Genomic DNA, 23,802 nt, shown 5'->3' with positions numbered 1-23,802 from the left:
CCCGCAGGGGCTACCGGACAATCACGTCGTCCTGCGCGAGTGCATCCACCCGGTCGGGCGAGCAGGCGAGGCGTTCGCGCAGGATCGCGGCCGTGTGTTCGGCGTACCGCGGCGGGGGGCGAAGCGACTGAGCAGCATCGTCGGCATGGGGGAAAGCCGCCTGCCGCGTTCCGGCCGGCCCATCCCCCCGGTTCAGAACCATCGCCTCCGCCGGGGGCTGTTCGAGGGCGGCGGGGATGTCGCGCACGGTTCCGACCGGTACGCCGCACTCGTGGAGGCCCGTCAGCAGGGCGTCGTGGTCGAGCCGCTGGATCCGGTCCGCCAGCACGGCATGCAGCGCATCGCGGTGGGCCACGCGCTGCTCGTTTGTCGCGAATCGCGAGTCGTCGGCCAGATCCGGGCGCCCGAGAATGTCGCACAGCGCCGCAAACTGGCGGTCGGTGCCCACCGCCAGGACGATCGACTGGCCGTCGGCCGTCGGAAAGGACGTGCCGTACGGGGCAATGTTGGGGTGGGCCGAGCCCATGCGCTGCGGGCGGTGGCCGGCCACGAGCCAGTTGGTCGCCTGGTTGGCGAGGCCGCTCACGGCCGACTGGAGAAGGGAGACGGGCACGTACGCCCCGTCGCCGCCCTGCTCCCGCCGCAGCAGGGCCACGAGGAGTCCCTCTTTGAGCTGGTGGGCGGCCAGCACGTCCATCAGGGCCACCGGCAATTTCGTCGGCGGGCCGTCGGCCGGGCCGTTCATGTGCATGAATCCGCTTTCCGCCTGGATGACGGCGTCGTAGCCCGCCCGCTCGCGGTCGGGGCCGTAGCCGGTCACGTGGCCGTAGATCAGCTCTGGATTGATGCTCGACAGCGTCTCGTAGTCGGCCCCCAGCGCCTCGGCCGTGCCGGGGCGGTAGCTGGCAAGCACCACATCGGCGTCTTTCGCCAGCTCGTGCAGGAGCGTCCGCCCCGCCTCCGTGGACAGGTCAAGGGCGATCGACTGCTTCCCGTGGTTGCAGCAGCAAAAGTAGGCCGACCGGTCGCCGCGTCCGTCGCCGTCGCCCTCGGGCGCACGCCACCGGCGGGTCACGTCGCCGTCCGTGCGCGGGTTTTCGACCTTGAGCACCGTTGCCCCGAGCTCGGCGAAAAACTGGCCGACGCTGGGGCCGGCGAGGACAGAGGCGAGTTCCAGGACGACGAGATCATCGAGCACGGGGGGAGCGCGTTTTGGAAGAGGTGTGGTCGGGCAACACGAGGGTGGGCCCCGCCGAACAATTGGGCCCCTTTGAATTGAACATGCCCCGATGGGTTCGACCATGCTGGAACGACGCGCCCCGCGATATGACCACTGAGTCCACGGCCTCTCCGCCGCCCCGAACGTGGGCACGCTGGTGGAATCGGACCCGGTATCGGCTCTACGCGCCGGTCTACGATGCCCTCGCGTGGCCGATGGCGTGCGGGCGGCAACGGGCCCTCCGGTGGCTCGATCCAGCCCCGGACGCCCGAATCTTGCTTTCGGGGTGCGGCACTGGACTGGACCTCGCGCACCTGCCCCCCGAGACGCAGGTTACGGCCCTCGATGCGGTGCCGGCGATGGTGCGCCGCACGAAGGCACGGGCACAGACGCTTGGACGAGCGGTCGATGCCCACGTCGGAGACGCCCACGCGCTCCCCTTCGAGGACGACTCGTTCGATGTCGTCCTGCTTCATCTGCTTCTCTCGGTGCTTCCGGATCCGGGGGCGGTCCTGGCCGAGGCGGCGCGCGTACTGGCCCCGGGGGGACGCATCTCGATCTACGACAAATTTCTGCCGCCGGAGACGCCGCCCTCGCTGCTGCGTCGGCTGGGCAATCCAGTGGCGCGGCTCCTGGTCTCGGACTTCAACCGGCGGCTGCGGCCGATGCTTGCGGGAACGAACCTGGAGGTCGTGGCCCACCGGAAGGCGGGACTCTGGGGGCTCTACACCGCCACCATCGCACGAGAGAACACGAGGTAACGCGGGGACCTATGCCCCTCCGCAGCCCCGAGGCAATCCCTCCAAAAAGAAACGCCCCGGCCGGGCCGGAGGAGTCCGACCGGGAGCACGAAGCCGCACCCGATCACAACTCGTTCCCGACGCGGGTCCGGACCTCATCGGCCGGCCCGCGGAGATCGGATGGGCGGACGCCGGGCTACTGGATCTCGATCTGACGGCGCGTGCTCTCTTCCGTCTTCGGGACGCGAATCGTCAGTACGCCGTCGTCGTAGGTCGCCTCGATGTGATCGGCGTCGACGGCGTCCGGGAGCGTGAACGTGCGGTGGAAGGTGCCAACGGCACGCTCCACGCGGACGAAGTCTTCGCGTTCGTCCGTTCGCTCGCTACTGCGCTCGCCGTTCACGGTCAGCGTGCGGTTCTGGAGGTTAATACTGATGTCGTCCGCACTCATGCCGGGCACGTCCAGGTGGAGGCGGAAGGCGTCGTCCGTCTCCACCAGGTCGGTGCTCGGCGACCAAACGGCAGAGATGCTTTGGGCTCCGCCGTCGGTGCGGCCGAAGAACTGGTCGAAGGGGTCGTCCACCTCGCGTTGCAGGGGGCGAAGAGTACGGGTGGGCGCTCGGCGCGTCATCTGCGTCATGGGTCTCACCTCGTCCAATCGTCTCGTTCAACAGTACAGCGAACAGGGTCGTAGCAGTACGAGCAAATCTCAAGAGCGGGCGCCGTCCGTGCCCGCGTCGTCAGCACATCTGTTCATCCGCACAATCAACGCGCGTGCCATCCCACCGAGCGCCCGGGCCGGTCCGAACCCCCGACAGGCGGCCCTGTCGCCCCGACAGAGCAGGGCTGTAGATTTGACGTGCATGTCTGCCGCGCTGAGCGGTGGGCCCCGCCCCGCACGATGTTCGTGGACAACCGCCGACAGATCTTGCAGAATGGGAAGGGTTTTGGGGAATCGGAGGGGGACGAGAGCAGTACACCAATTGTACTCAAATCAATGCTTTCGCCCCGCCCATGCCGCCGCGCACGCAAGTCGTCTGGTACAAAAGAGACCTGCGGGTGGGCGACCATCGCCCCCTCGCGGAGGCCGCCGATCGGGGACCGGTGCTGCCCCTCTACGTGGCGGAGCCGTCCATCGCGGCGGGGGCGGACTATCATCCGCGCCACTGGACGCTGATTCGGGAGGCGCTCATTGAGCTGCGGGCCCGCCTCGCGAAGCGGGGACAGCCCCTGGTCGTGCGCTGCGGCGAAATGCCGGAGGTCCTCGAGTCGCTGCGGGCGACCGCCGGCCCCCTTCGTCTCTGGGCTCACGAAGAAACCGGCAACCAGCGCACCCACGAGCGGGACCAGCGCGTCCGTGACTGGGCCCGCGCCCACGAGGTCCCGTGTACGGAGGTGCCAAGCCGAGGCGTGGTGCGCGGGCCGCACGACCGGGACGAGTGGGCCGACCAGTGGGAGGCGTCCATGGACCGGCCGCTCGTGCACCCGCCCGAGTCGCTGGTGCCGGTCGAGGACATCGATCCGGGGCCGATGCCGTCCCACGCCGACCTGGGGCTCCGGCCGTCGACCGCCGCCCTTCAGCAGATTGGAGAGGCGGAGGCCCACCGCACCCTCGACTCGTTCCTTCGCGAACGAGGGCGCCGCTACCGCCGGGCCATGTCGCGCCCTGGTCCCGCACAGACGGAGTGCTCGCGGATCTCGGTGCACCTGGCCTACGGCACGATCAGCCTCCGGCGGGTGGTGTACGAGCTGCGACGGCGGCAGGAAGAGCTTCGCGGAGCGAACGGCCCGGACGCGGCGGCCCGACGCAAGGCGCTGAGCAGCTTCGAAAGCCGCCTGCACTGGCACAGCCACTTCACGCAGAAGCTGGAGGACGCGCCCCGGATCGAGAACGAGAGCTACATCCCCGCCTTCGATGCCCTTCGCGCCGATGACTGGGACCCGGCGCTCTACGACGCGTGGCTCCACGGCCGCACGGGGTTCCCCATGGTTGACGCCTGCATGCGGCACCTGCGGGCCACGGGCTGGCTCAACTTCCGCATGCGGGCGATGCTCTGCTCGTTTGCGGCCTACGACTGCTGGCTCGACTGGCGCCGCTTCGCGCCCACCTACGGCGGCCTCATGGCCGACTACGTGCCGGGCATCCACTACCCGCAGGTGCAGATGCAGTCCGGCACGACCGGCATCAACCGCGTGCGCATCTACAACCCGGTGAAGCAGGGCAAGGAGCAGGACCCCGACGGCACGTTCATCCGGCGCTGGGTTCCCGAACTGTCGCGCCTCGACACGACCGCGTACGTCCACGCCCCCTGGAAGATGTCGCCCATCGAGCAGCAGGCCGCCGGCTGCGTGATCGGCAAAGACTACCCGGAGCGCGTCGTGGACCACAACGACGCGTACCACCATGCCCAAGACGCCATCCATGAGCTGCGGCAGCGTCCGGAGATCCAAGCGCAGGCCGACACGGTCCTGGAACGGCACGGCAGCCGGGCCTGAGCTTCGTTCGGGCGAGACGGCCCCGCCAGAAACTGGCACGTCGCTGGGGACCAGAAGCTGAAGTCCATGTAACAGGGGGAACCCGAACGGACCCGATAGATACTGCACAGTGATTTTTCAACAGTCAGGCCGCCACGATGACTACCCCCTCGCCCACATGCCGTTGTCGCTGTCCGTGCACTCGTGCGTGAACCGCGTGGAGAACGGTCGGCAGTGCTGCCTCCGCCCACCGGTTCGGCCGGGGGCTTTTTTAGTTTCCCTCCTTTCGACGAGTCACCGCCCATCTCATGAAGGCTTACATCATCTACGAGAACGAGGACTGGATGCCGCCGCTCCGGTCGGCCCTAGACGACGCCGGCGTGCCCTACGACGAGTGGTTCGTGGACGACGGCCACTTCGACGTCACGAGCGCCCCGCCCGAGGGCGTCTTTCTGAACCGCATGAGCGCGTCCTCCCACACCCGGGGCCACGGCCCGGCCGTCGAGCACACGCGCCAGCTGATCGCGTGGCTGGAGCGGCACGGGCGGCGCGTCGTCAATGGGTCCCACGCCTTCGAGCTGGAGATTAGCAAGGTGCAGCAGCACGCCGCGCTGGAGCAGGCCGGGCTGCGCACCCCGGCCACGCGGGCCGTCGCGGGCGGGCCGGAGGCGCTGCTGGCGGCCGCGCAGGACGTGCCGACCCCGTTCGTGACGAAGCACAATCGGGGCGGGAAGGGGCTCGGGGTGCAGCTCTTCCGCACCCACGAGGCGTTCGAGGAGGCGGTGCGCGCCGGCGACATTCCGGCGCCGCCGGCCCACATTACGCTTCTGCAGCAGTTTGTGGAGGCGGCCGAGCCGTTCATCACGCGCTGCGAGTTCGTGGACGGCGAGTTCCTGTACGCCATCACGTCGGACACCAGCGACGGCTTCGAGCTCTGCCCGGCCGACGCCTGCCGCACCGACGAGGACCGTTGCGCCGTGGACGGGGACGACTCGCTCTTCGCCCTCCGCGAGGACGTGCCCGCCGCCCTCATCGACCGCTACACGGCGTTTCTCAACCGGGAGCAGATCGACATTGCGGGCATCGAATTTATCGAAGACACCGAGGGTCAGATCTGGACCTACGACATCAACGGCACCACCAACTACTCGCCCGAGGTCGAAGACGAGCATGACCTGAGCGGCATGGCCGCCGTCGCCGACCTCCTGAAGCGCGAACTTGAAGCGGCGGCCACCGGCGAGCACATCCCGTCTTGAGCCCCATTCCCCAACGCTCAACCCCTCAACGCTCAACCCCTCAACGCTCAACCTCCAACCTCCAACGCACAACCGTGATTGATCTCGGAATTTGGCTTCCCGTCTTCGGCGGCTGGCTCCGCAACGTGGACGATGAAGGCATGCCGCCCACGTTTGCGTACAACCGGAAGGTGGCGCAGGCCGCCGACGACGCCGGCTTCTCGACAATGCTCATCGCCGAGCTCAACCTGAACGACATCAACGGCCCGTCGCACCCAGCCCTGGAGTGCTGGACCACCGCCTCGGCCCTCGCCCCGGTGACGGACGACATTCGCATCATGGCGGCCATCCGCCCCGGCTTCCGCGAGCCGGCCGTGACCGCCAAGATGGCCTCCAACATCGACCACATCTCCGACGGGCGGTTCGAGATCAACCTCGTCTCGGCCTGGTGGGAGGAGGAGATGAAGATGTACGTCGGCGACTGGCTCGACCACGACGCCCGCTACGACCGCTCCGCCGAGTTTGTGCAGATCCTGAAGGGCCTCTGGTCGCAGGAGCGCTTCTCATTCGACGGCGACTTCTACACCATCGAGGACACGATCCTGCAGCCCAAGCCCGTCCAGTCCGGCGGCGTGCCCGTCTACGCGGGCGGCGGCTCCGAGGAGGGGCGCAACATGATCGCCACCCACTGCGACCACTACCTCATGCACGGCGGCACCGTCGACAAGATCGCCGGCGACATCGAGGACCTGCGCGAGCGACGGGCCGAGAAGGGCCACGACCCCGACGAGATGAAGTTCGGCATGGCGGCGTACATGATCTGCCGCGACAGCGAGCAGGAGGCCCGCGAGGAGCTCGACCGCATCACCAGGGTCGACTACGAGGCCGAGGGCTTCGACAGCTACGACGACTTCGTGGAGCACTCGGAACTGGACTCCGAGGTGGACCTCAAGGACTATTCGGTCTCCAACCGCGGCCTGCGGCCCGACCTGGTGGGCACGCCGGACCAGATCGTGGAAAAGCTGAACGCGTACGCCGACGCGGGGCTCGACCTCGTGCTGCTCCAGTGCAGCCCGATGCTGGAGGAGGTGCAGCGGATTGGGCGCGAGGTCCTTCCGCGACTGAAGTCGGCGCCGGTGCAGGGATAGCGTTTCCGAGTCAAACCGTTGTCGTTTGCCGGAGGAGAGGGCCCCTGACGCGAGGAGTCTGCCCCGCCTTCAACCGGCGAACAGTGCCCGTTGACGGTTGGACGGCTTGGCGGGGGCCTCCGTCCCGAAAAATGGAGCGGTCCCGACGCGGTGACACTTTCGGCCGGACTGCGAGCTACGCCCCGTTCGCATCGTCGCGCTGAAGCACGTCGACGCCGAGGCGGGCCTGCAGCTCGTCGACGCGGCTGCGGCTCACGCTGACCCGCGTGCCGTCTTGGAGGCGCACGGCGTAGTTGCCGCCGCCCCCGCGCAAAATGAGTTCGATTTCGTCGAGCCGCACGATGGCCGACCGGTGCACCCGGACGAACGTGTCGGGGTCGAGGCGAGCGGCGAGGGTCTTCATGCGCTCGCGGATGACGTAGGTGTCCTCGCCGGTGTGGAGCTCTGCGTAGGAGCCGTCGGCGGTGATGTGGGTGAGGGCGTCGACGGGCACGATGCGGGCCTTGCCGCGGCCCTGCACGGCGATCCGTTCCAGGTACGGCTCGTCCCGGGCGCTCTCCTTGTCCAGAAGGGACGGGTCGCGTTCTTGGAGAAGCCGCAGAAGCCGGTCGGAAATGGCCTCGCCCTCCCGGTTGGCAATCTGCTCGCGGGCGCGCCGCAGGGCCTCCTCGAACCGCTCGTCGTCGAACGGCTTCAGCAAATAGTCCACCGCGGCGAGGTCGAACGCCTTGATGGCGTACTGGTCGTAGGCGGTCACAAACACGGTGACGGGCATGTCGGCCGTCCCGATCTCCTCGATCACGTCGATGCCGTTCATGCCGGGCATCTGCACGTCGAGGAAGACGAGGTCGGGGGCCTGTTCGTGGATGGCGTCGACGGCCTCGAAGCCGTCCTCGGCCGTACCGGCCACGGTCACCGCCGGGGCGTCTGTCAGGAGCTCGTGCAGGCGCTCGCGGGCCAGCGGCTCGTCGTCCACGATGAGGGCACGAATGGCGGGCGTCTCGGAAGCCATGGCGAGGGTGGGGGCGGGCGGTCAGTCGAGGTCCATTTCGGGCGCGGTGAGGGAAGAGGTCCCCGAGGCGGTGTACAGCGACGCGCTCGTGTGATGGGGCAGTGCGAGTACGGCCCGCGTTCCCCCGTCCGGCACCGTCTCCATGTGGAGGGCCTGGTCGTCGCCGTAGAGCCCCTCCAACCGGGCCCGGACGTTGCGCAGGCCGAACCCGTCTTCCTGGGACTCGGACAGGCCCGGCCCGTTGTCCGTCACCGTCAGCACGAGCCGGTCGTCCTCGTGGCGGCCGCGCACCTCGATGCGCCCCACGCCGCGCACCTGGCTGGCCCCGTGCTTGATGGCATTCTCGACGATGGGCTGCAGGATGAGGTTGGGCACCTGAGCGTCGTACAGGTCGGACGGGACGTCGACCGCCGTGTCCAGCCGGCCCTGAAAGCGGATCGACTGAATCTCGAAGTAGTCGTCGAGGAACTCAAGCTCCTGGGAGAGGGGGACTTCCTGAGGGGCCTCCTCGTCCAGCACATGGCGCAGGAGTTCACTGAGGCGCGCAATCATGCGACGTACGCCGGCCGGGTCCCGGTCGACGAGCGTGCTCACCGCGTGCAGGGTATTAAACAGAAAGTGGGGGTTGAGTTGCATGCGGAGGGCCTCCAGCCGCGCCTCCGTGAGCTGGGCTTCGAGCGCCTCGGCGCGCTCCTCCAGGCGCGCGGCCTCCTCCTGTCGCGCCTTTTGCTGAAAGTAGTAGCTCCGCGCGAAGCCGGCCATCAGGATAACGAGGTAGAAGAGCAGCTCGTCGGTGAACCAGAATTGACTCACCGACTGAATGAACGCGAGGGGGCGCTCCCCCAACCCCGCCTCGACGGCGTCTTCGGTCAGGTCGACCGCGATGGACGCGGCGAGGGCGACGGCCGCGTGTACGCCCACATTCCGCGTCAACGTCGTCCGTTCCGTATCGGTCGGCTCCACGACCGGGAGAGTCTTCGCGAGCCAAAAGATGATTGGGGTGAAGAGGCCCCAGAGGCCATATTCAACCAGCTCCGCCACCGTGCGTCCCCAGTGCACCTCGCTGGCGGCGTCCCCGAGGAGGGTCTGCCCGACCGACAGCAGGGCCACGGTCGTCCAGAACGCGGCCATGAGCCCCCACTCGACCCGGTTCGGCGACGTGAAGACCGACCGGTCACGCATGGGAGGACGAGAGTCGTGGGCGAAGAACCATTGAGGCAATACGAGGGGGCCTGATGGGGGACAGCATGCACTGTTCCCGAAGACCGAAGAACCGGGGGACAGACGAGCTGCCCTTCCCCCTCCCGCGCCCGGTGTGTCGCGACGGACGGAGAGGGATCAGCGGTAGTCCCGATCGCGCCGTCCGCGGTCGTTGTTCGACCCGGACCCGAAGTTGTACTGGAACGAGAGCGAGACCTCGCGGGCCCCCCACTGCATGTTTGACTCCTGATAGAGGTCCTGGTCCCGGTACCACATGGTCATGTTCGTGTCGTTGAGAAGGTCGTCGACCCGGAGGGTGAGGGTGCCGTCGCCCCCGAGCAGCTCCTGCTGGAGGGCCAGCTCGGTGCTGGCAAACCGATCGATCCGGCCCTGCGGGGGAATGTCGCGGGCCGGCCGGTAGAACTGACTGAGCTCCAGCTGCAGGCCGTCCCGCAGCTTCGCCCGGACGCTGCCCCGGCCCGAGAACAGGAGTGCGTCCTGGCTGAGGTCCGTGGTCACGTTCGAGCCGTCGGTGACCGAGCGGTACAAGTTCCCGCTGATCGTGCCCTCCAGGCGGTCGCCGGCGTTGAACGTCGTCACCAGCTCCGTGCCGTAGGAGGTGCTGGTGGACAGGTTCTGGGCCTGACGGACAATGACCGTCCGCCCGTTGATGTCTTCCTCAAACCGCACTTCTTCAATCTCATTGACGGTGTGTCGGAGGTACGGGGTGACCGAGACGGAGCCGATGCCCCACCGCTGGGTCAGGCTCAGCTCGAAGGAGTGGATGTACTCGGGGTCGAGGCCCGGATTGCCCCGCTCCTGAAAGGTGGGGTTCTCGTTGTCCTCGATGGGGTTAATGTCCCAGAGGCCGGGCCGGTCCACGCGCTTGCTGTAGGAGAGGCGGGCCTGCCGCTTCGGGCCGGGCTTGTAGGTGAGAAAGGCGCTGGGGTAGAGGCTCACGTAGGAGCTGTTCGTCACCTCGTCCTCGCTGGAAAGGTCAAAGGTCGTGGTCACGGCCTCGGCACGGAGCCCGGCCTCCAGTTGGAAGTCCCCGATCCCTCGGCTCACTGTGCCGTACGCTGCGTGGATGAGCTCGTCGAACGTGAAGACCGTCGTGCGGTCCTCGTAGGTCTGGTCGCTGTCGAGCCGGCGCAGGGTGCCCTTGTAGCCGGTCTCCAGGGAGAAGGAGCCGAGCGGCCGTGCGTAGTCCACCTTCAGGGAGCCGTCCTGTTCGTCCTCGGTGACGACGTCAATTTCTTGGTCCCGAGGCGTGGAGAGACGGGCTCCGTTTTCGAATCCGTAGATGTTGTACGTCCCATCCTCGCTTTCGAGGTCGCGGTCGTAGCGCACCTGCGCGCTCAGGCTGTGGTCCTGGGTGAAGTCGTGGTTGAAGTCGAGGCGCCCGTCGACGCTCTCCTCGGAGGAGCTGTTGTCCAGACGGCGGACGTACCGGTCCGTCACGTTCTCGGCGGTGGGGGCGCCCCCGGTGTATTCCCGATACGCCGAGCGCCCGCTCTCGTCGCCGCGGCGGAGGCTGACGCTCGTTTCCAGGCCGAGGGACGTGCCCTCGGCGAAGCTGTAATCGACGTCGGTGCGAAACGAGTGGGAGCGGTCCTGCTCCTCTTCCCGGCCGTTCTGGTCGACCCACGTGCTGGGCCCGCCCTCACTGAGCCGCTCCACAATGCGGGTGTCGGTGTCCTCCTCGCCGTCGCGCCGGTGGGAGTAGGTGCCCACGACGCGCCAGCCGCCGGCCTGGACGCCCACGTTTGCCGAGCCGTTGCCGCCGTACCGGTTGTTGGCGTCCCGCTCGCCCCCGAGCGTGAGCCCCCCGTTCCACTTCGCCTCCAGGTCGCGGCTGAGCACGATGTTGATGATCCCCGACATGCCCTCGGGCTCGTACTTGGCCGAGGGATTGGGGATCACCTCCACGCGGTCCACGGCGTCCGCCGACAGGCTTTCCAGGTAGCCGACGAGGCTCTGGCCCTGCAGCGAGGCCGGCTCGCCGTTGATCTGAAGCGAGACGCTCTCGTTGCCGCGAAAGCTGATGCTCCCGTCCATGTCGATCCGGATGGAGGGGAGGTCTTCGAGCACCGTCCGGGCCGACCCGCCGGCGCTCAGGGCGCGCTCGGAGGTGTTGTAGACGTTCCGGTCTGTCTCAATCCGGGCGGCGGGGCGGTCGGCGGTGACCTCCACCTCCTGCTGCTGGGTCGTCGTGCGGCCCAGCCGGATCGTGCCGAGGTCGGCCTCGTCGGGAGACGGGGCCGGCTGGGTGTTGGGGCGGCGCTCCGTGGTGTACCCGACGAAGCTGATGCGGAGGGTGTACGAGCCAAGGGCCACGGCCTCAATCGTGAACCGCCCCTCCGGCCCCGTCACCGTCCCCCGGACGAGCGTCGAGTCGCCCCCGGTGTGCTCCCAGAGCGCGACGGTCGCGTCCTGCAAGGGGGCGTCCGACTCCGCGTCGACCACCCGACCCGTCAGAACACCGGCCGGTTCGTCCTGCGCGAGAACCGGGGACGACGAGAGTCCCCCCAGGAGGAGCGCGAGGAGTACGGTCCCGAGGAGTCCGACGGGCCGGGGCCCGAAAGAGGACCTGGGGCGGGTCGTGTGCATGGCGGGCAGCAGGACAAATCCGTGGACGGTTTGTGGCAACGATGCAGTGTGTGCGATGGGGCGCCGGGACCAGAGGATTCCGCCCGTTCTACGAAGTGCACCTGCGCGCCGCGGCTCGCACGGTGCGGGCGCCCCGGCGGATGAGCTGCACGACACCCGAACGAGTTGCACCTCCGGAGAAGACTCCGTCGCGCGTGCAGAGGGGACCAGGCCCTTCTATGGGACGCCGAAATCGGCGAAACGTACGTCGGCACGTCCGTTCAACGGGGACCGGAACGCGCGGCCCCCCGCCCCCTTCCGAACACGTTTTTGTCAATCCGACACAGCCCCGGAGCCCTTCATGGACACATCGGCCCTTGGCCGGAGACTCGTGGTGTTTCTTTGCCTCGGCATGTGGCTGCCCGGCTGCCTGCCGTACAGCTGTCAGCCACAGCCCAACGAGGCCCTGTACCCGAGCGACTCGCTCTCCCGCCAGGTGGCGGAGGAGACCCCGACGGACACCCTTCGGCGGCGCTGGCAGACGGGGGGGACGGAGGCGCACCCCCTTGTCCACCCGCGGACGGTTCGGTTCGTGGAGGGGGGCGGGCTGGCCGTGAGCGACGTGGAGCGCAACAGCATATTTCGGTTCGGGGCCGACGGGCGCCTGGTGCGCGAGGTGGGGGACGAGGGCTTTCGCACGCCGTACCTGATTGGGACGCGAGGGGATACGCTGGTCGTCTTTAACGCCGAGTCGAACCGAATCGACCGGGTGGTCGATGGCCGTCGGGATGGGCCGTCCGTCTCCTACGAGCGCCCCGCCCCGGAGACGCTTGTATACATGCTTGCGACCGACACGACGATGTACGCGAAGGTGGTCGGGCAGAACACAGACTCGTTCGTGGCCCGGCTCGGGGCCGACGCCCAGCCCACGAGCCGGGCGCCGCTGCGGGGGCCGCACTGGCGATACGCCGGCTTTCTCCGGGCCTGGGGCGACACGCTGGTGAGCCTCTCGGGCTTTCGGCCCGCGGTGGACCTGCTCCCGCATGGCTTCCAGGACGGGACGACGCCCGACAGCCTCGCGCTGGTGGGCTTCGACTCGCCGATGCTGGAGCGTCGGTACGCCTTCGGACAGGGCGATGTCACGGAGGCCCCGCTCCTGAGCCCCGCCGCGGCGCCGGTCGGCGACATGCTCTTCGTGCTCAACCTGCGCCCCGGCTGGGTCCAGATCGACGCCTACGACCGCCGCGGGCGCCTGCAGCGTCGCCTCGTGGAGCGGAACGACGAGACCAACCCCAACTTTTATCCGCTCGACCTCGACGCGCGCCGCACCGAGGACGGCTACGTCTTCGCCGTCGCGATCCGGTCGCCGGAGCCCCGCCTAAAGGTGCTCAAGTGGCGAACGCGCTAAGCAGAGGCGGGGCCGGAGGCCGCACGGCGGGCGCCTCCCCTCCGGCCCCGTGTCCTTCGGGGGATCAGAAGTAGTACCGCAGCCCGAGCCCACCGCCGATACTGGGTTCCGTCTCGCGGACGAGTTCGAAGCGGGGGGTGGCCTGGATGTAGATCTCGAACCGCTCGTCGATGAGAATGTCGAGGCCGACCCGGCCGCTGACGCCCAGGCCCGCCTCCGACTCGGCCTCGTCGTAGACGCCCACATAGGCGCCCGGGCCCACGAACCAGTGGACCGGCTGCTCGATGTTCTGGGCCGAGAGGCGGTGCTCGAAGAGGGCGTGGGCGTTTAGGAAGACAAAGTCATTGAAGCTCCAGGCAGCGAGGAAGTCGTAGGACGGGGCGTCGGCGTTGTAGATCTTGAGGGTGACGCCCGACGGCTCGCCGGCCTGTACCCCGAGCCCAGCGGCGCCGGAGGTCCGTTGGGCCTGCGCCGGCAGCGCCCCCACGCACAGTCCGATGAGCAGGGCAGCGAGAATCGTGCGGGGGAGCGAGTGCATACGAGAGCATGCGGTCAATGAAACGAGCATAAAATAGGAGGTGAAGGACGTCGACTTCTCCTCGTCGATCGTGCCCGAGACGCGAGAGACGGTCACCGGAAAACACGTCGGTCTCGGCGAAAAGGATCCGCGGGGCAGGGCGTCTCGTCCGAAGGTTCATCCGCCGAGCAGCGGCTCCGGGAATGGATGGGACAGGCACGATGCGTCAGGTTGCCGTGGGTCGGCCTGCCTGAGGGGCGTTCACCTCGAAGCGCGTTGAGGGACCGCACATCGACGGCAAGAAACGAATCGCATCGCCCAACCCGCCATGGATCCGCGTGAATCGATCAAGCAGGCGCGACGCATCGCCGTCGAGGCCGGTCGGCTTGAGGAGGAGCCTGAGTTTCGGTCCACCCTTGCCAGGCTCGCGTGCACGAGGGTGCAGTGGGGCGGGCTGCTCGGCATCGTCGGGGTCCTCATTCTCGTGCCTGTCAACGTGGGACTCCTCGGCCGGCCCGTCGCGTGGTGGTACCCGGAGGTCGGGGCCGCGGGGCCCTTCGTGCTGTGAGACAAGGCCGTCGCGACTCTTCTGTGCGCGGGGGTGTCGTCTGGGCCGGACGGGCCGGGTAGCGGGTGCCGAGGACGCGGAGCAATCCCCCGAGGCCGTAGACGATCCGGAAATCGGACCCTGAAAGGCCGGACATGGCCGGGCTTCGGGGAAGAGTGTCAGGTTTTTCGGGGCGGATTGATGTATCTGTGAGACTGCCGTCGTGGCCGGAGGCGTTACCCGTCTGCCTGTCCGGTGCGACGTAACTTGGGGGCACCGTCATGTGGTCTTCTCATAGATTCCCAAAATTCCATGTCCTACTCGCGTATCGACTCGAACGTTGTGCCACCACGGCCCTGGAAGCGATCGAGGCCTTGGGCCCTGGTCGGGGTGTTTCTTTTGTTGGCGGTTTTTGAATCCCCTCTCTACGCGCAGCAGCCGGACACATCGGGGGCACCACAGTACCGAGTCGAGACGACCGATGGACAGGTGCTTCTTGGAACGCTGGTGTCCGACACCGAAACGGAGGTGGTCCTCGACACGCGACAACTCGGGGAGGTGACGATCCAGCGGGCGGATATCGAGAGCATAGAGAGGATTGCCGCGGACCGTTTTCGGGACGGCGAGTACTGGTTCCGGAATCCGCAGTCGACCCGATACCTTTTTGCCCCGAATGCCCTCGGGATTCCAAAGGGGGAAGGATACTATTAGAACACCTGGATTCTCCTCAACAACGTCAACTACGGCGCCACCGACCATTTTTCGGTGGGGGCCGGGACGGTGCCCATTTTTCTGTTTGGGGCGGAAGCTTTGCCCATCTGGTTCCTCCCCAAGCTGTCGATCTCGACGCCCCAGGATAACTTCCATCTCGCTGTCGGGGGCGTGTTTGGAGGCGTCTTGGGGGTGGACGACGGGGGAGGAGCCGGCCTTGTCTATGGATCTGCCACGGTGGGGAGCCGAGACCACAACGCTACGGTCGGGCTCGGGTACGGCTACGCGGGGGACGGCTTCGCGGACCGGCCCGCCATCAACATCAGTGGGATGACGCGCGTGGGCCGGACGACCTATCTCATCTCCGAAAATTACTTCTTCCCGGGGGTGGACGACGCCAATCTCATCTCGTTTGGCGTCCGGTGGGCCCCCGAGAATTTTGCGGTCGACTTCGCCCTGGCGCGGCCGCTGGAAGGCGAAGTGGATTTCATTGGGTTTCCCTGGCTGGGCGTGACGATTCCGTTCGGGCCGTAACCCGACGCGGTGGTCGATTCCGCCCTCGTATTGATGATGCAGTCGGGCGCGCTCGCTCGGGCCGCGGACCGCCCTCCACTCGTTACAGGATCGAAGGGGAATCCCTCCACGCCATGGCGCACGAGAGGAACAGCGGGCGGGCGATCACGGTGCCAATCGCATCCCGTTGCAGTTGTCCCTTTCCGCCACGAACACCGCCACGTCCATGGCCCACCCCGACACGGTCCTCACCGACATCGACACGCTCGGCGAACTTAAGGAAGCTGACTATCAGGTCCGCTCCGTTAAAGACGAACTGCGGGCCAACCTGATGCAGAAGCTCCGTGCCGGCGAGGAGGTCTTTCCCGGCATCCTGGGCTACGACGAGACCGTCATTCCGCGGATTCAGAATGCCATCCTCGCGAAGCACGACCTTATCCTGCTGGGGCTGCGCGGGCAGGCCAAGAGCCGCCTCATCCGCATGCTGCCGCGGCTCCTCGACGACCACATTCCGGTGATCGAGGACACACCCCTCAACGAGGATCCCTTCAATCCGATCACCAAGCAAGGGCGTGCAATCGTGGAGGAGCGGGGCGACGACACGCCGATCGAGTGGCTGCCCCGAGAGGCGCGCTACGGCGAGAAGCTGGCGACGCCGGATACCACGATCGCCGACCTCATCGGCGACATCGACCCCATCAAGGCCGCCAACGAGCGGCTCACCTACGCCGACGAGGAGGTCATCCACTTCGGCATTGTCCCGCGCACCAACCGCGGTATTTTCGCGATCAACGAGCTGCCGGACCTACAGCCGCGGATTCAGGTGGGCCTCTTCAACATCATGGAGGAGCAGGACATCCAGATCCGCGGCTTCAACGTGCGGTTTCCGCTCGACGTGATGATGGTCTTCTCCGCCAACCCGGAGGACTACACGAGCCGCGGCAACCTCGTGACGCCGCTCAAGGACCGCATCGACAGCCAGATCACGACCCACTACCCGAAGACGATCGAGACGGGCATGTCCATCACCGAGCAGGAGGCGTGGCAGGACCGCGCCGACGGGGCGGCGGCGGTGGACGTGCACATCCCGCGCTTCTTCCGCGAGATCGTCGAGCAGGTGGCGTTCGAGGCGCGCGAGAGCGAGTACATCGACCAGACCTCCGGCGTCTCGGTTCGCGTGACGCGGGCGGCGCTGGAGGCGCTCATCTCCGCCGCCGAGCGGCGGGCGCTCCTCAACGGCGAGGACGAGACGACCGTCCGCGTCAGCGACCTGATGCACGTGGCCCCGGCCATCACCGGCAAGGTGGAGCTCGTCTACGAGGGGGAGCAGGAGGGCGCCGAAGAGGTGGCGCTCACGCTGATCGGGCGGGCCGTCCGGGCGCTCTTCGACGAGCACTTCCCGGACCCGAGCGATAAGGAGGAGGGCCGTCCCGAGTACAAGGACGTGCTCGACTGGTTTGCGCAGGGCCGCTCCATCGACCTGGACCAGGACATGAGCGACGCGGCGTACGCGGAGACGCTCGGGCAGATCGACGGCCTCCAGGCGCTTGCGGAGGAGTACCTCTCGCCGGACACGACCGGCGAGACCCACACGGGCATGGAGTTCGTCGTCGAGGCCCTCCACCAGCACTCGCTCGTGGGCAAAGAGATTAGCGACGGCGGGCAGACCTACGACGACATCATGGGCTCGATGCTCTCCTCCATCGGCGACGGCGGCGTGCCGGGCGATGACTTCGACGAGGGCGACTTCGACGACGATGACGACGACACCGACGACCCGCTGAGTCGGTACCGGTAGTGTCGAAGCGGTACACCCGTTGACCCCTCTCTCAAACACCTGCGCCCGACGATGGAGAGCTCACCGCACGTATCGATCCGCAAGGCCACGCCCGCCGACGCGAAGACGCTCGTGGACCTCATCGTGGAGCTGGCCACCTACGAGAACCTGCTCGACGAGGCCGAGCCGAGCGTGGAGCTGCTGGAGGAGCACCTGTCGGCGGAGGCGCTCACGGGCTGCGAGGCGCTCCTCGCCGAGACGGAGCGCGACACGGCGGTCGGCTTTGCGCTGTTCTTCCACAACTACTCCACCTTCCAGACCAACGCGGGGCTGTACGTAGAAGACCTCTTCGTGCGGTCGACGTACCGCGGAGAGGGCATCGGGCTCGCGCTGTTTCGGCGCCTCGCAGAAATTGCGGAAAAGCGGGGCTGCCGCCGCATCGACTGGGCCGTGCTGGACTGGAATACGGAGGCGATCGAGTTTTACGACGAGCTGGGGGCCGAGCCGCTCGACGACTGGACGACCATGCGCCTGGACGAGGAGGCCATCGAAGACATCGCGACGGCGGGCGCGGCGGCGTAACGGTTGGGGGGAGGCCCCGCTCTGAACCGTGCCTCATTTTGCCACGCCCGTCCGTTCATCCCCAGCCCCGTGAAGACGCTCGCCATCATCCCCGCCTTCAACGAAGCACAGGCCATCGGCCCGGTGATCGGCGACCTTCCCGACGGGCGGGTCGACGAGGTGGTGGTCGTCAACAACGCCTCGACCGACGCGACGAAGGCCAACGCCCGGGCCGCCGGGGCCACCGTCGTCGACGAGCCCCAGCAGGGCTACGGCGCCGCCTGCCTGCGCGGCATCGCCTACGCGGAGACGAGGCAGCCGGATGTCGTCGTGTTTCTGGACGGCGACTACAGCGACCACCCGGAGGAACTGCCGCGCCTCGTGGAGCCGATTGCCGCCGACGAGGCGGACTTCGTGGTGGGGTCCCGCATTCGGGGGGACGCCGAGCCGGGCGCCCTGCTCCCGCAGGCACAGGTGGGCAACCGGTTCGCCTGCTCCCTCATGGCACGCCTCTGGGGGGCGGACTACACCGACCTCGGCCCCTTCCGGGCCATTCGGTTCCGCGACCTGCTCGCCCTCGACATGCAGGACGAGACCTTCGGCTGGACGATCGAGATGCAGATCAAGGCCCTGGAGGCGGGGCTCCGCGTCGAGGAGGTCCCGGTCTCGTACCGGCGCGGCATCGGGCCGTCCAAAATTACAGGCACCCTCTCGGGCACCGTGAAGGCGTCCGCCAAGATCCTCTGGACCATCGGCCGCATGGCCGCGACGACGCACCGGCGCGCCCCCCGGCTTCGAGAACGAGTCGACCGGGCCCGCACCGACGCCCCAACGCCCAACCCAGGGGGCTGAACCTTTGCCCCAGGGCGTCGTTTTTCTCCCGGTTCGTCACGTTATCTCCCGACCTTCTGCCCCGCACGCCGCCATGGAGCCCGACATCTGGTACAACGGAGACTTTATCGACCACGAGGACGCTGAGATTCACGTCCTCTCCCACGTCATCCACTACGGGTCCTCCGTCTTCGAGGGGATTCGCTGTTACGACACCGATCAGGGATCGGCGGTCTTTCGGCTGGAGGAGCACATGCAGCGCCTGGTCGACTCGGCAAAGGTGTACCGGATGAATATTCCCTTCGACCTCGACGACCTCGTCGAGGCCGTCGTGGACACCATCGAGCGGAGCGGCCTCCGTGGGTGCTACATCCGGCCCGTCGTGCTCCGGGGCGAGGGCCCGATGGGCGTCAACCCGCTCGAAAACCCGGTGGAGACCTTCATCGCCGTCTGGGAGTGGGGCGAGTACCTCGGCGAAGAGGCCCTGGAGAAGGGGGTGGACGTGGAGGTGGCCAGCTGGAACCGCATGGCGCCCAACACCTTTCCGGCGATGGCGAAGGCGGGCGGGAATTACCTGAACGCCTCCCTCGTGAAGATGAACGCCATCAAGAACGACAAGATGGAGGGCATCATGCTGAGCACGGACGGCTACGTGGCCGAGGGGAGCGGCGAGAACCTCTTTGTGGTAAAGAACGACACGCTCTACACCGCGCCGACGGGGCTGTCCATCCTGCCCGGCATCACGCGGGCCTCCATCATCGCGCTGGCCGAGGAGCGCGGCTACGAGGTGGAAGAGAAGAAAATTCCCCGGGAGGCGCTCTACACGGCCGACGAGCTCTTCTTTACCGGCACGGCCGCCGAGGTCACGCCCATCCGCACGGTCGACGACTACACGATCGGCTCCGGCTCGCGCGGGCCCGTCACGAAGGAGATGCAGGACGCGTTCTTCGAGGTCGTCGAGAAGGGGCACGACCCGCACGACTGGCTGACGTTCGTGGACGTGCCGGCGGCGGACGAACCGGAGATGACGGCCTGAGGAGTCCTCCCTGGATGCGAATGCGCACGGGCCCGTCCCCTCCAGGGCGAGCCCGTTTTGTTTGGGACGCGCTACTCCATCACGCCGTCCGTCTCCAGCGCCCGCGGGTCGGCCTGAATCCAGTTCGTGAGGTAGTGGGTCGCGACGTAAAAGAGGGGCGTGTCGAGCGCCGCGATGCCGAGCTTGAACACGTACTGCCCAAAGACGATGCCCTGCCACGTCTCGAACGCGAGGGGCGTCGTGCCCGGATTGCCGTCCACCTCCGGCCAGATCACGAGCGCGATGGTGACCACCATGATCGTGTCGACGAACTGGCTGAAGAAGGTGGACCCGTTGTTGCGGAGCCACATGTACTTCCCGTCCGTGAGCCGGCGCCAGAACTCGAACAGCTGCACGTCGATGAACTGGGAGGCGAGGTAGGCGACCATCGACCCCAGCACGATGCCGGGCAGGAGGCCGAAGACGGAGTTGAACGCCTCGGCGGTCACGGGCGACTGCTCGTAGGTGGGGGCCGCGTTCGCAATCCACACCACGATCGTAATGAAGACGCTCACCACGAACCCGGCCCCGACGACCGTATTGGCCCGCTTCCGCCCGTAGATTTCGGAGATGAGGTCCGTCGCCAGGAACGTCACCGGGTACGCGATGATGCCGCACGAGAGCTCCTGCCCGAACAGGACGAAGAACTTGCTCGCGACGGCATTCGTGATGACGAGCGCCCCGATGAAGAGGCCGGCCAAGACGGTGAAGGCACGCTCGGCCCGCGACGGGTCGGCGTTCCGCAGGTGGCCGAGGTCCTGGCCCGGGAGGGTCGCCTCGCGTCGTGTCGTGGTGGGGGAGTCGGAAGGAGGCACGCGGCGGAAGGGAGCCTGTGAGGAAATGTGACTTTGTCTGCACACCCGAGTGTGCCCGTTCGTTTCCCGGTTGAGCAATCGTAACGAACGCCGAAGACCCGGCGCCCGGTTGCGGCGTCAGGGAGGGGCGGCGTCCGTGACCCGCAGGAGCTCGTCGGGGGCGGTGTCGAGGAAGGCGGTGGGGCGCCGGTCGTAGCCGCGCTCGCGTTTCGGGTAGGTGAGCACGAGGTGCCGCTCGGCGCGCGTCATGCCCACGTACAGGAGGCGACGGCTCTCGCGGCGCTCCTCCGGGTTGCGCGCGAAGTAGGGCGGGAAGGCGTTGTCGTGCACGTCCATGCAGACGACGCGCTCGAACTCGAGCCCCTTGGCGCTGTGGTAGGTGGAGAGGGTAATCACGTCCTCGCCCTGCGGTGTCGTCTCTTCGCCCCAGAGCGCGAGGTGCGCAAGCAGGTCCGCCAGCGCCTCGCTCCGGAGCGGGCGGTCGGCGTAGGGTGCGAAGAGGGCCGCCAGGCGGCGGGCGAGGCCGGGCTGGAGGCCGGCCGAAGCCGTGAGCAGGGCGTCCTCGTCGATCAGCGCGTAGAGCGCGTGCTGGCGGAGGCGATCCGGCAGGGCGCGGGGCAGGAGCGAGCGCAGGTCGTCGCCGGCGGGGGAGGCGTCACGCAGGGCCCACGTGTGCCCCACCTGCAAAAAGACCCGGGCGTCGTCCGACAGCGCCTCGGGGGCGGGGGATTCGTAGGTGAGGGCGGCCACGAGGAGCGGCAGGAGCGGCTCGTGGGCCAGCACGCGACGCTGGCGGGCGCGCTCCTCCTGCATGCGCGCCAGGATGCGCTGCTGATCTTCGCAGTCGGCCAGGGCGCGATGGGCAGTGTCCGTCGGGTCGTCGAGGAGCGTCTCGCGAAGGTGGGCGGCGTCGTAGCGGCGGAGGTCGGGAAACAGCTCGTGCGCCGCGGGCAGCAGGTCGTAGGTCGCGGCCCAGCGCGCCTCGGCGTCGTGCGTCTCGGCGAGGCGGCGCAGGACGCGGAAGTCGTAGCGCTGGCCGTTGTGGGCGACGAGGGGCGCCCCGTCCACGAAGGCACAGAAGTCGGCCCAGACCGCCGCCTCAGGCCGGGCCTCGTCGAAGTCCGACGCCGGATCGAGGCCGCACACTGTGCGGAGCGTCTCGCGTTCGTCGGCCGTCAGGTCCTCGGGCAACTGCACCAGTTCGGAGAAGCGGTCCACCACGGTTCCGTCTCGCACCTTGAGCGCCCCAATTTCGGCGACGCGGCAGTGGCGCGGGTCGGTGCTCGTGGCCTCGAGGTCGACCATCACGTACTCCGGAAAGAGCGGCTCGGGGGCGGACGGGCCGCTGGTCATCTGCAGAAGCTTGACCAGCCGGACCGAGGGGCTATGGAAGGTGGACCCCGGATCCACGACGTGCACGTTGTCCGGGTCGACGCCGAGCAGCGTCTTCTGGCCGGACGGCAGGGCGCCGTCGGGCGCGAGCAGGAGGATCTGGGGCGTATCGGTCGATCCCGAAAAGGCCCCGGTCCGCTCGGCCCAGCGGAGGAGGGCCTCCAGGTCGTTTGTGAGGACCACGTCGTCGGCCCCGAGCGGGGGAATGCCCTCGTCGGCGGGGCGGGCGAAGAGGGCCTCCTGCATTTCGGGCAGCGGCGCGGGGGGATCCGTTTCGAGGTCGAGGGCCCGCCGCACCAGCTGCCGCCAGAGCCGCGTGATCTGGGGCGTGCGGTGGTGTAGGAGAAGGCGGGGTGGGTCCCCGGCCCGCGATGTGCGGGCCGGGGCCCGGCGCCACTCGTCGAGGACCGTGCCGGCCTGGCGGACGGACGGATGAGAGGCCGGATCGGCCAGGGGGGCGGCGTAGCGGCGGAGCAGCTGGAGGGGATCCCCGAGCTGCCGAAGGGCAGTGCGGGTAAAGGCACCGATGGTGAGGCCGTCCTCCTGCGTGCTCTGCAGGAGGTTGGTGATCGTGGCGTAGGCCTGGTCGAGGCGGTCCGTGGCCGAGTCGAGGCCGGCGCTGCGGCGGGCCTGCTCGTTGGAGACGGCGGTCTGGAAGGCCGTCCAGAGGGTCGCGTCCGGCATGCTCCGCTCGCCGAAGTCGCGCAGCCGGGCCATCGTGTCGTCCGGCAGCAGGTGGGACAGCAGCTCCGTCATGGGGGCGTCGAGCGGCCGGCCGCGACGGCGGGCATCGACGACGCGGAGCAGGGCATGCAGCTTCTGCGCCGGAGGGGTGTCCAGGAGCGCCTCGCTCTGACTCGTCTCGCAGGCGAGGCCGGCCCGGAGGCACGCCCGTTCCAGGGCCGCGAGGCGGCGGTTCCAGCGGGTCAGGACCGCCAGGTCGCTCCGCTCGGCCCCCTCGTCCAGCCAGTCGCGCAGTTGCCGGAGCACGTGGGTCCGCTCGGCCTCGGGGTCGTCGCAGGCGACCAGCCGGACCGGCTGTGTACTGGCGTCCGACGTGCGAATGTCGCCGCGCTGTTTGAGGCGCTCGTCGGCGTCGAGCACCGCCTCGGCCACCGCGTAGATCGAGCGGTTGGAGCGGTAGTTGGTGGTAAGGACGTGCCGCGTGCCCCGCTCCTCGGAGCAGTCGAAGCGCTCGATGTAGCGCCGCAGGTTGGCGGGCCGCGCCCCGCGGAAGCGGTAGACGGACTGGTCGTCGTCGGCCACGCAGTAGAGGTGGGTGCCCGCCTCGCCGAGGCGGCGGATGATGTCGAACTGCACCGGGTCGGTGTCCTGAAATTCATCGACGAGGACCGCCCGCGTCTCGTCCACGAGGTCGGCCCGCACGTCCGGGTGATTGCGCAGCAGGTCGCGCGTCTTGACGAGCAGGTCGTCAAAGTCGAGCGCGCCCCGGTCCGCGAGCATCTCGCCGTAGGCCCGCAGGCCTTCGGTGAGCCGCCCCGACACCGTGTCGATCCCGAGCTTGATGCGGCTGACGTGGGTCTTGACCTGGCGGTAGCTGTGGAGGTCGTTTGCCTCGCACCAGCGCTCGTGCGCCTCGTGCCAGCGCTGCCAGAAGGCGTCGGTCACCGTGTCGTCGACCACGATGAAGTCGTCGGGCACGCCCGCCGGGGCCGAATGGGCGCGGAGGGTTTTGTAGCAGAAGTGGTGAATGGTGCCCGCCCGGACGTGCTGCGCCTCCGGGCCCACGAGGGTGGCGAGTCGACGGGTGAGCTGCTGCGCGGCGCGCCGCGTGAAGGTGACCAGGACGAGGCGGGACGGCGTCACGGCCTCGTGCTCGATGAGGTGGGCGGCCCGGCACACGAGGACGCGCGTCTTGCCGGTCCCCGGCCCGGCCACCACGAGCTGCGGATCCATCGACGCCGTCACGGCGGCCCGCTGGTCGGGGTTGAGGTCGGGCCAGTCGGCGGGGCGGGAGGGCACGGGGCCTGGGCGTAAGGAGAAGAGTGCGAAAACGGAGTGTGCGGCGAGGAACGA

Annotated in this window: 20 protein-coding genes; 12 read left to right on the top strand and 8 right to left on the bottom strand. The window is 68.2% G+C overall.

Annotated elements, in window-relative coordinates; all coding sequences use genetic code 11:
- Positions 1-10: 10 nt before the first annotated feature.
- Positions 11-1,303: a CaiB/BaiF CoA transferase family protein gene (locus tag OJA40_RS05335; RefSeq protein WP_208426202.1), complete on the bottom strand. Its 1,293-nt coding sequence runs from the start codon at positions 1,301-1,303 to the stop codon at positions 11-13.
- A gap of 23 nt (positions 1,304-1,326) precedes the next feature.
- Here OJA40_RS05335 and OJA40_RS05330 point away from each other — a divergent pair, with 23 nt between their 5' ends.
- Entirely contained in the window at positions 1,327-1,980 is a 654-nt protein-coding gene (locus OJA40_RS05330) for a class I SAM-dependent methyltransferase (protein ID WP_208426201.1), read from the top strand.
- A 175-nt stretch (positions 1,981-2,155) separates the two neighbouring features.
- Here the strand turns inward: OJA40_RS05330 and OJA40_RS05325 are convergent, their stop codons facing one another.
- Complete coding sequence (locus OJA40_RS05325; RefSeq protein ID WP_208426200.1) at positions 2,156-2,599, bottom strand: Hsp20/alpha crystallin family protein; 444 nt, start codon at positions 2,597-2,599, stop codon at positions 2,156-2,158.
- Positions 2,600-2,973: 374 nt separating this feature from the next.
- On the opposite strand from OJA40_RS05325, the gene OJA40_RS05320 reads away from it, so the two are divergent.
- The 3 genes from OJA40_RS05320 to OJA40_RS05310 all read left to right on the top strand — a co-directional run bounded on the left by OJA40_RS05320 (position 2,974) and on the right by OJA40_RS05310 (position 6,817).
- Complete coding sequence (locus tag OJA40_RS05320; RefSeq protein WP_263810080.1) at positions 2,974-4,455, top strand: cryptochrome/deoxyribodipyrimidine photo-lyase family protein; 1,482 nt, start codon at positions 2,974-2,976, stop codon at positions 4,453-4,455.
- A 287-nt stretch (positions 4,456-4,742) separates the two neighbouring features.
- The gene (locus OJA40_RS05315; RefSeq protein ID WP_208426198.1) at positions 4,743-5,690 is read left to right on the top strand and encodes an ATP-grasp domain-containing protein; all 948 of its coding nucleotides are present in this window, start codon (positions 4,743-4,745) and stop codon (positions 5,688-5,690) included.
- A gap of 77 nt (positions 5,691-5,767) precedes the next feature.
- Positions 5,768-6,817, top strand: a complete 1,050-nt coding sequence (locus OJA40_RS05310; protein WP_272506864.1) for an LLM class flavin-dependent oxidoreductase — start codon at positions 5,768-5,770, stop codon at positions 6,815-6,817.
- Between the two features lie 175 nt (positions 6,818-6,992).
- Here OJA40_RS05310 and OJA40_RS05305 read toward each other — a convergent pair whose 3' ends face one another.
- From OJA40_RS05305 to OJA40_RS05295, 3 genes are all read right to left on the bottom strand, one after another.
- Positions 6,993-7,829, bottom strand: a complete 837-nt coding sequence (locus OJA40_RS05305; protein ID WP_208426196.1) for a LytR/AlgR family response regulator transcription factor — start codon at positions 7,827-7,829, stop codon at positions 6,993-6,995.
- A 21-nt stretch (positions 7,830-7,850) separates the two neighbouring features.
- Positions 7,851-9,011 (bottom strand): sensor histidine kinase, encoded by a 1,161-nt coding sequence (locus OJA40_RS05300; protein WP_208426195.1) that lies wholly within the window; start codon positions 9,009-9,011, stop codon positions 7,851-7,853.
- A 156-nt stretch (positions 9,012-9,167) separates the two neighbouring features.
- On the bottom strand, positions 9,168-11,639 hold the full coding sequence (locus tag OJA40_RS05295; RefSeq protein WP_263808604.1) for a TonB-dependent receptor domain-containing protein: 2,472 nt from the start codon (positions 11,637-11,639) through the stop codon (positions 9,168-9,170).
- A gap of 340 nt (positions 11,640-11,979) precedes the next feature.
- Here OJA40_RS05295 and OJA40_RS05290 point away from each other — a divergent pair, with 340 nt between their 5' ends.
- Positions 11,980-13,026, top strand: a complete 1,047-nt coding sequence (locus tag OJA40_RS05290; RefSeq protein ID WP_208426194.1) for an NHL repeat-containing protein — start codon at positions 11,980-11,982, stop codon at positions 13,024-13,026.
- A gap of 64 nt (positions 13,027-13,090) precedes the next feature.
- On the opposite strand, the gene OJA40_RS05285 is transcribed toward OJA40_RS05290, so the two are convergent.
- Complete coding sequence (locus OJA40_RS05285) at positions 13,091-13,564, bottom strand: hypothetical protein (protein ID WP_208426193.1); 474 nt, start codon at positions 13,562-13,564, stop codon at positions 13,091-13,093.
- Positions 13,565-13,871: 307 nt separating this feature from the next.
- Here OJA40_RS05285 and OJA40_RS05280 point away from each other — a divergent pair, with 307 nt between their 5' ends.
- From OJA40_RS05280 to OJA40_RS05250, 7 genes are all read left to right on the top strand, one after another.
- Positions 13,872-14,111 (top strand): hypothetical protein, encoded by a 240-nt coding sequence (locus tag OJA40_RS05280; protein ID WP_208426192.1) that lies wholly within the window; start codon positions 13,872-13,874, stop codon positions 14,109-14,111.
- A gap of 291 nt (positions 14,112-14,402) precedes the next feature.
- Positions 14,403-14,801 (top strand): hypothetical protein, encoded by a 399-nt coding sequence (locus OJA40_RS05275; protein ID WP_208426191.1) that lies wholly within the window; start codon positions 14,403-14,405, stop codon positions 14,799-14,801.
- 99 nt (positions 14,802-14,900) lie between these two features.
- The gene (locus tag OJA40_RS05270) at positions 14,901-15,335 is read left to right on the top strand and encodes a hypothetical protein (RefSeq protein WP_208426190.1); all 435 of its coding nucleotides are present in this window, start codon (positions 14,901-14,903) and stop codon (positions 15,333-15,335) included.
- A gap of 205 nt (positions 15,336-15,540) precedes the next feature.
- Positions 15,541-17,112, top strand: coding sequence for a magnesium chelatase ATPase subunit I (locus tag OJA40_RS05265; protein ID WP_208426189.1), 1,572 nt, complete (start codon positions 15,541-15,543; stop codon positions 17,110-17,112).
- A gap of 51 nt (positions 17,113-17,163) precedes the next feature.
- On the top strand, positions 17,164-17,673 hold the full coding sequence (locus OJA40_RS05260; protein WP_208426188.1) for a GNAT family N-acetyltransferase: 510 nt from the start codon (positions 17,164-17,166) through the stop codon (positions 17,671-17,673).
- Between the two features lie 69 nt (positions 17,674-17,742).
- A complete protein-coding gene (locus OJA40_RS05255) occupies positions 17,743-18,504 on the top strand; it encodes a glycosyltransferase family 2 protein (protein WP_263810079.1) in 762 nt (253 codons plus the stop codon).
- Positions 18,505-18,577: 73 nt separating this feature from the next.
- Positions 18,578-19,519, top strand: coding sequence for a branched-chain amino acid transaminase (locus OJA40_RS05250; protein ID WP_208426186.1), 942 nt, complete (start codon positions 18,578-18,580; stop codon positions 19,517-19,519).
- 71 nt (positions 19,520-19,590) lie between these two features.
- Here the strand turns inward: OJA40_RS05250 and OJA40_RS05245 are convergent, their stop codons facing one another.
- Together OJA40_RS05245 and OJA40_RS05240 are read right to left on the bottom strand one after the other, a co-directional pair.
- A complete protein-coding gene (locus tag OJA40_RS05245) occupies positions 19,591-20,373 on the bottom strand; it encodes a queuosine precursor transporter (RefSeq protein ID WP_263810078.1) in 783 nt (260 codons plus the stop codon).
- Between the two features lie 117 nt (positions 20,374-20,490).
- On the bottom strand, positions 20,491-23,748 hold the full coding sequence (locus tag OJA40_RS05240) for a UvrD-helicase domain-containing protein (RefSeq protein WP_263810077.1): 3,258 nt from the start codon (positions 23,746-23,748) through the stop codon (positions 20,491-20,493).
- Positions 23,749-23,802: the final 54 nt, after the last annotated feature.

The organism is Salinibacter pepae (genome assembly GCF_947077775.1).
GTDB lineage: Bacteria > Bacteroidota > Rhodothermia > Rhodothermales > Salinibacteraceae > Salinibacter > Salinibacter pepae.
This window is presented reverse-complemented; position numbering and strand designations above follow the sequence as displayed.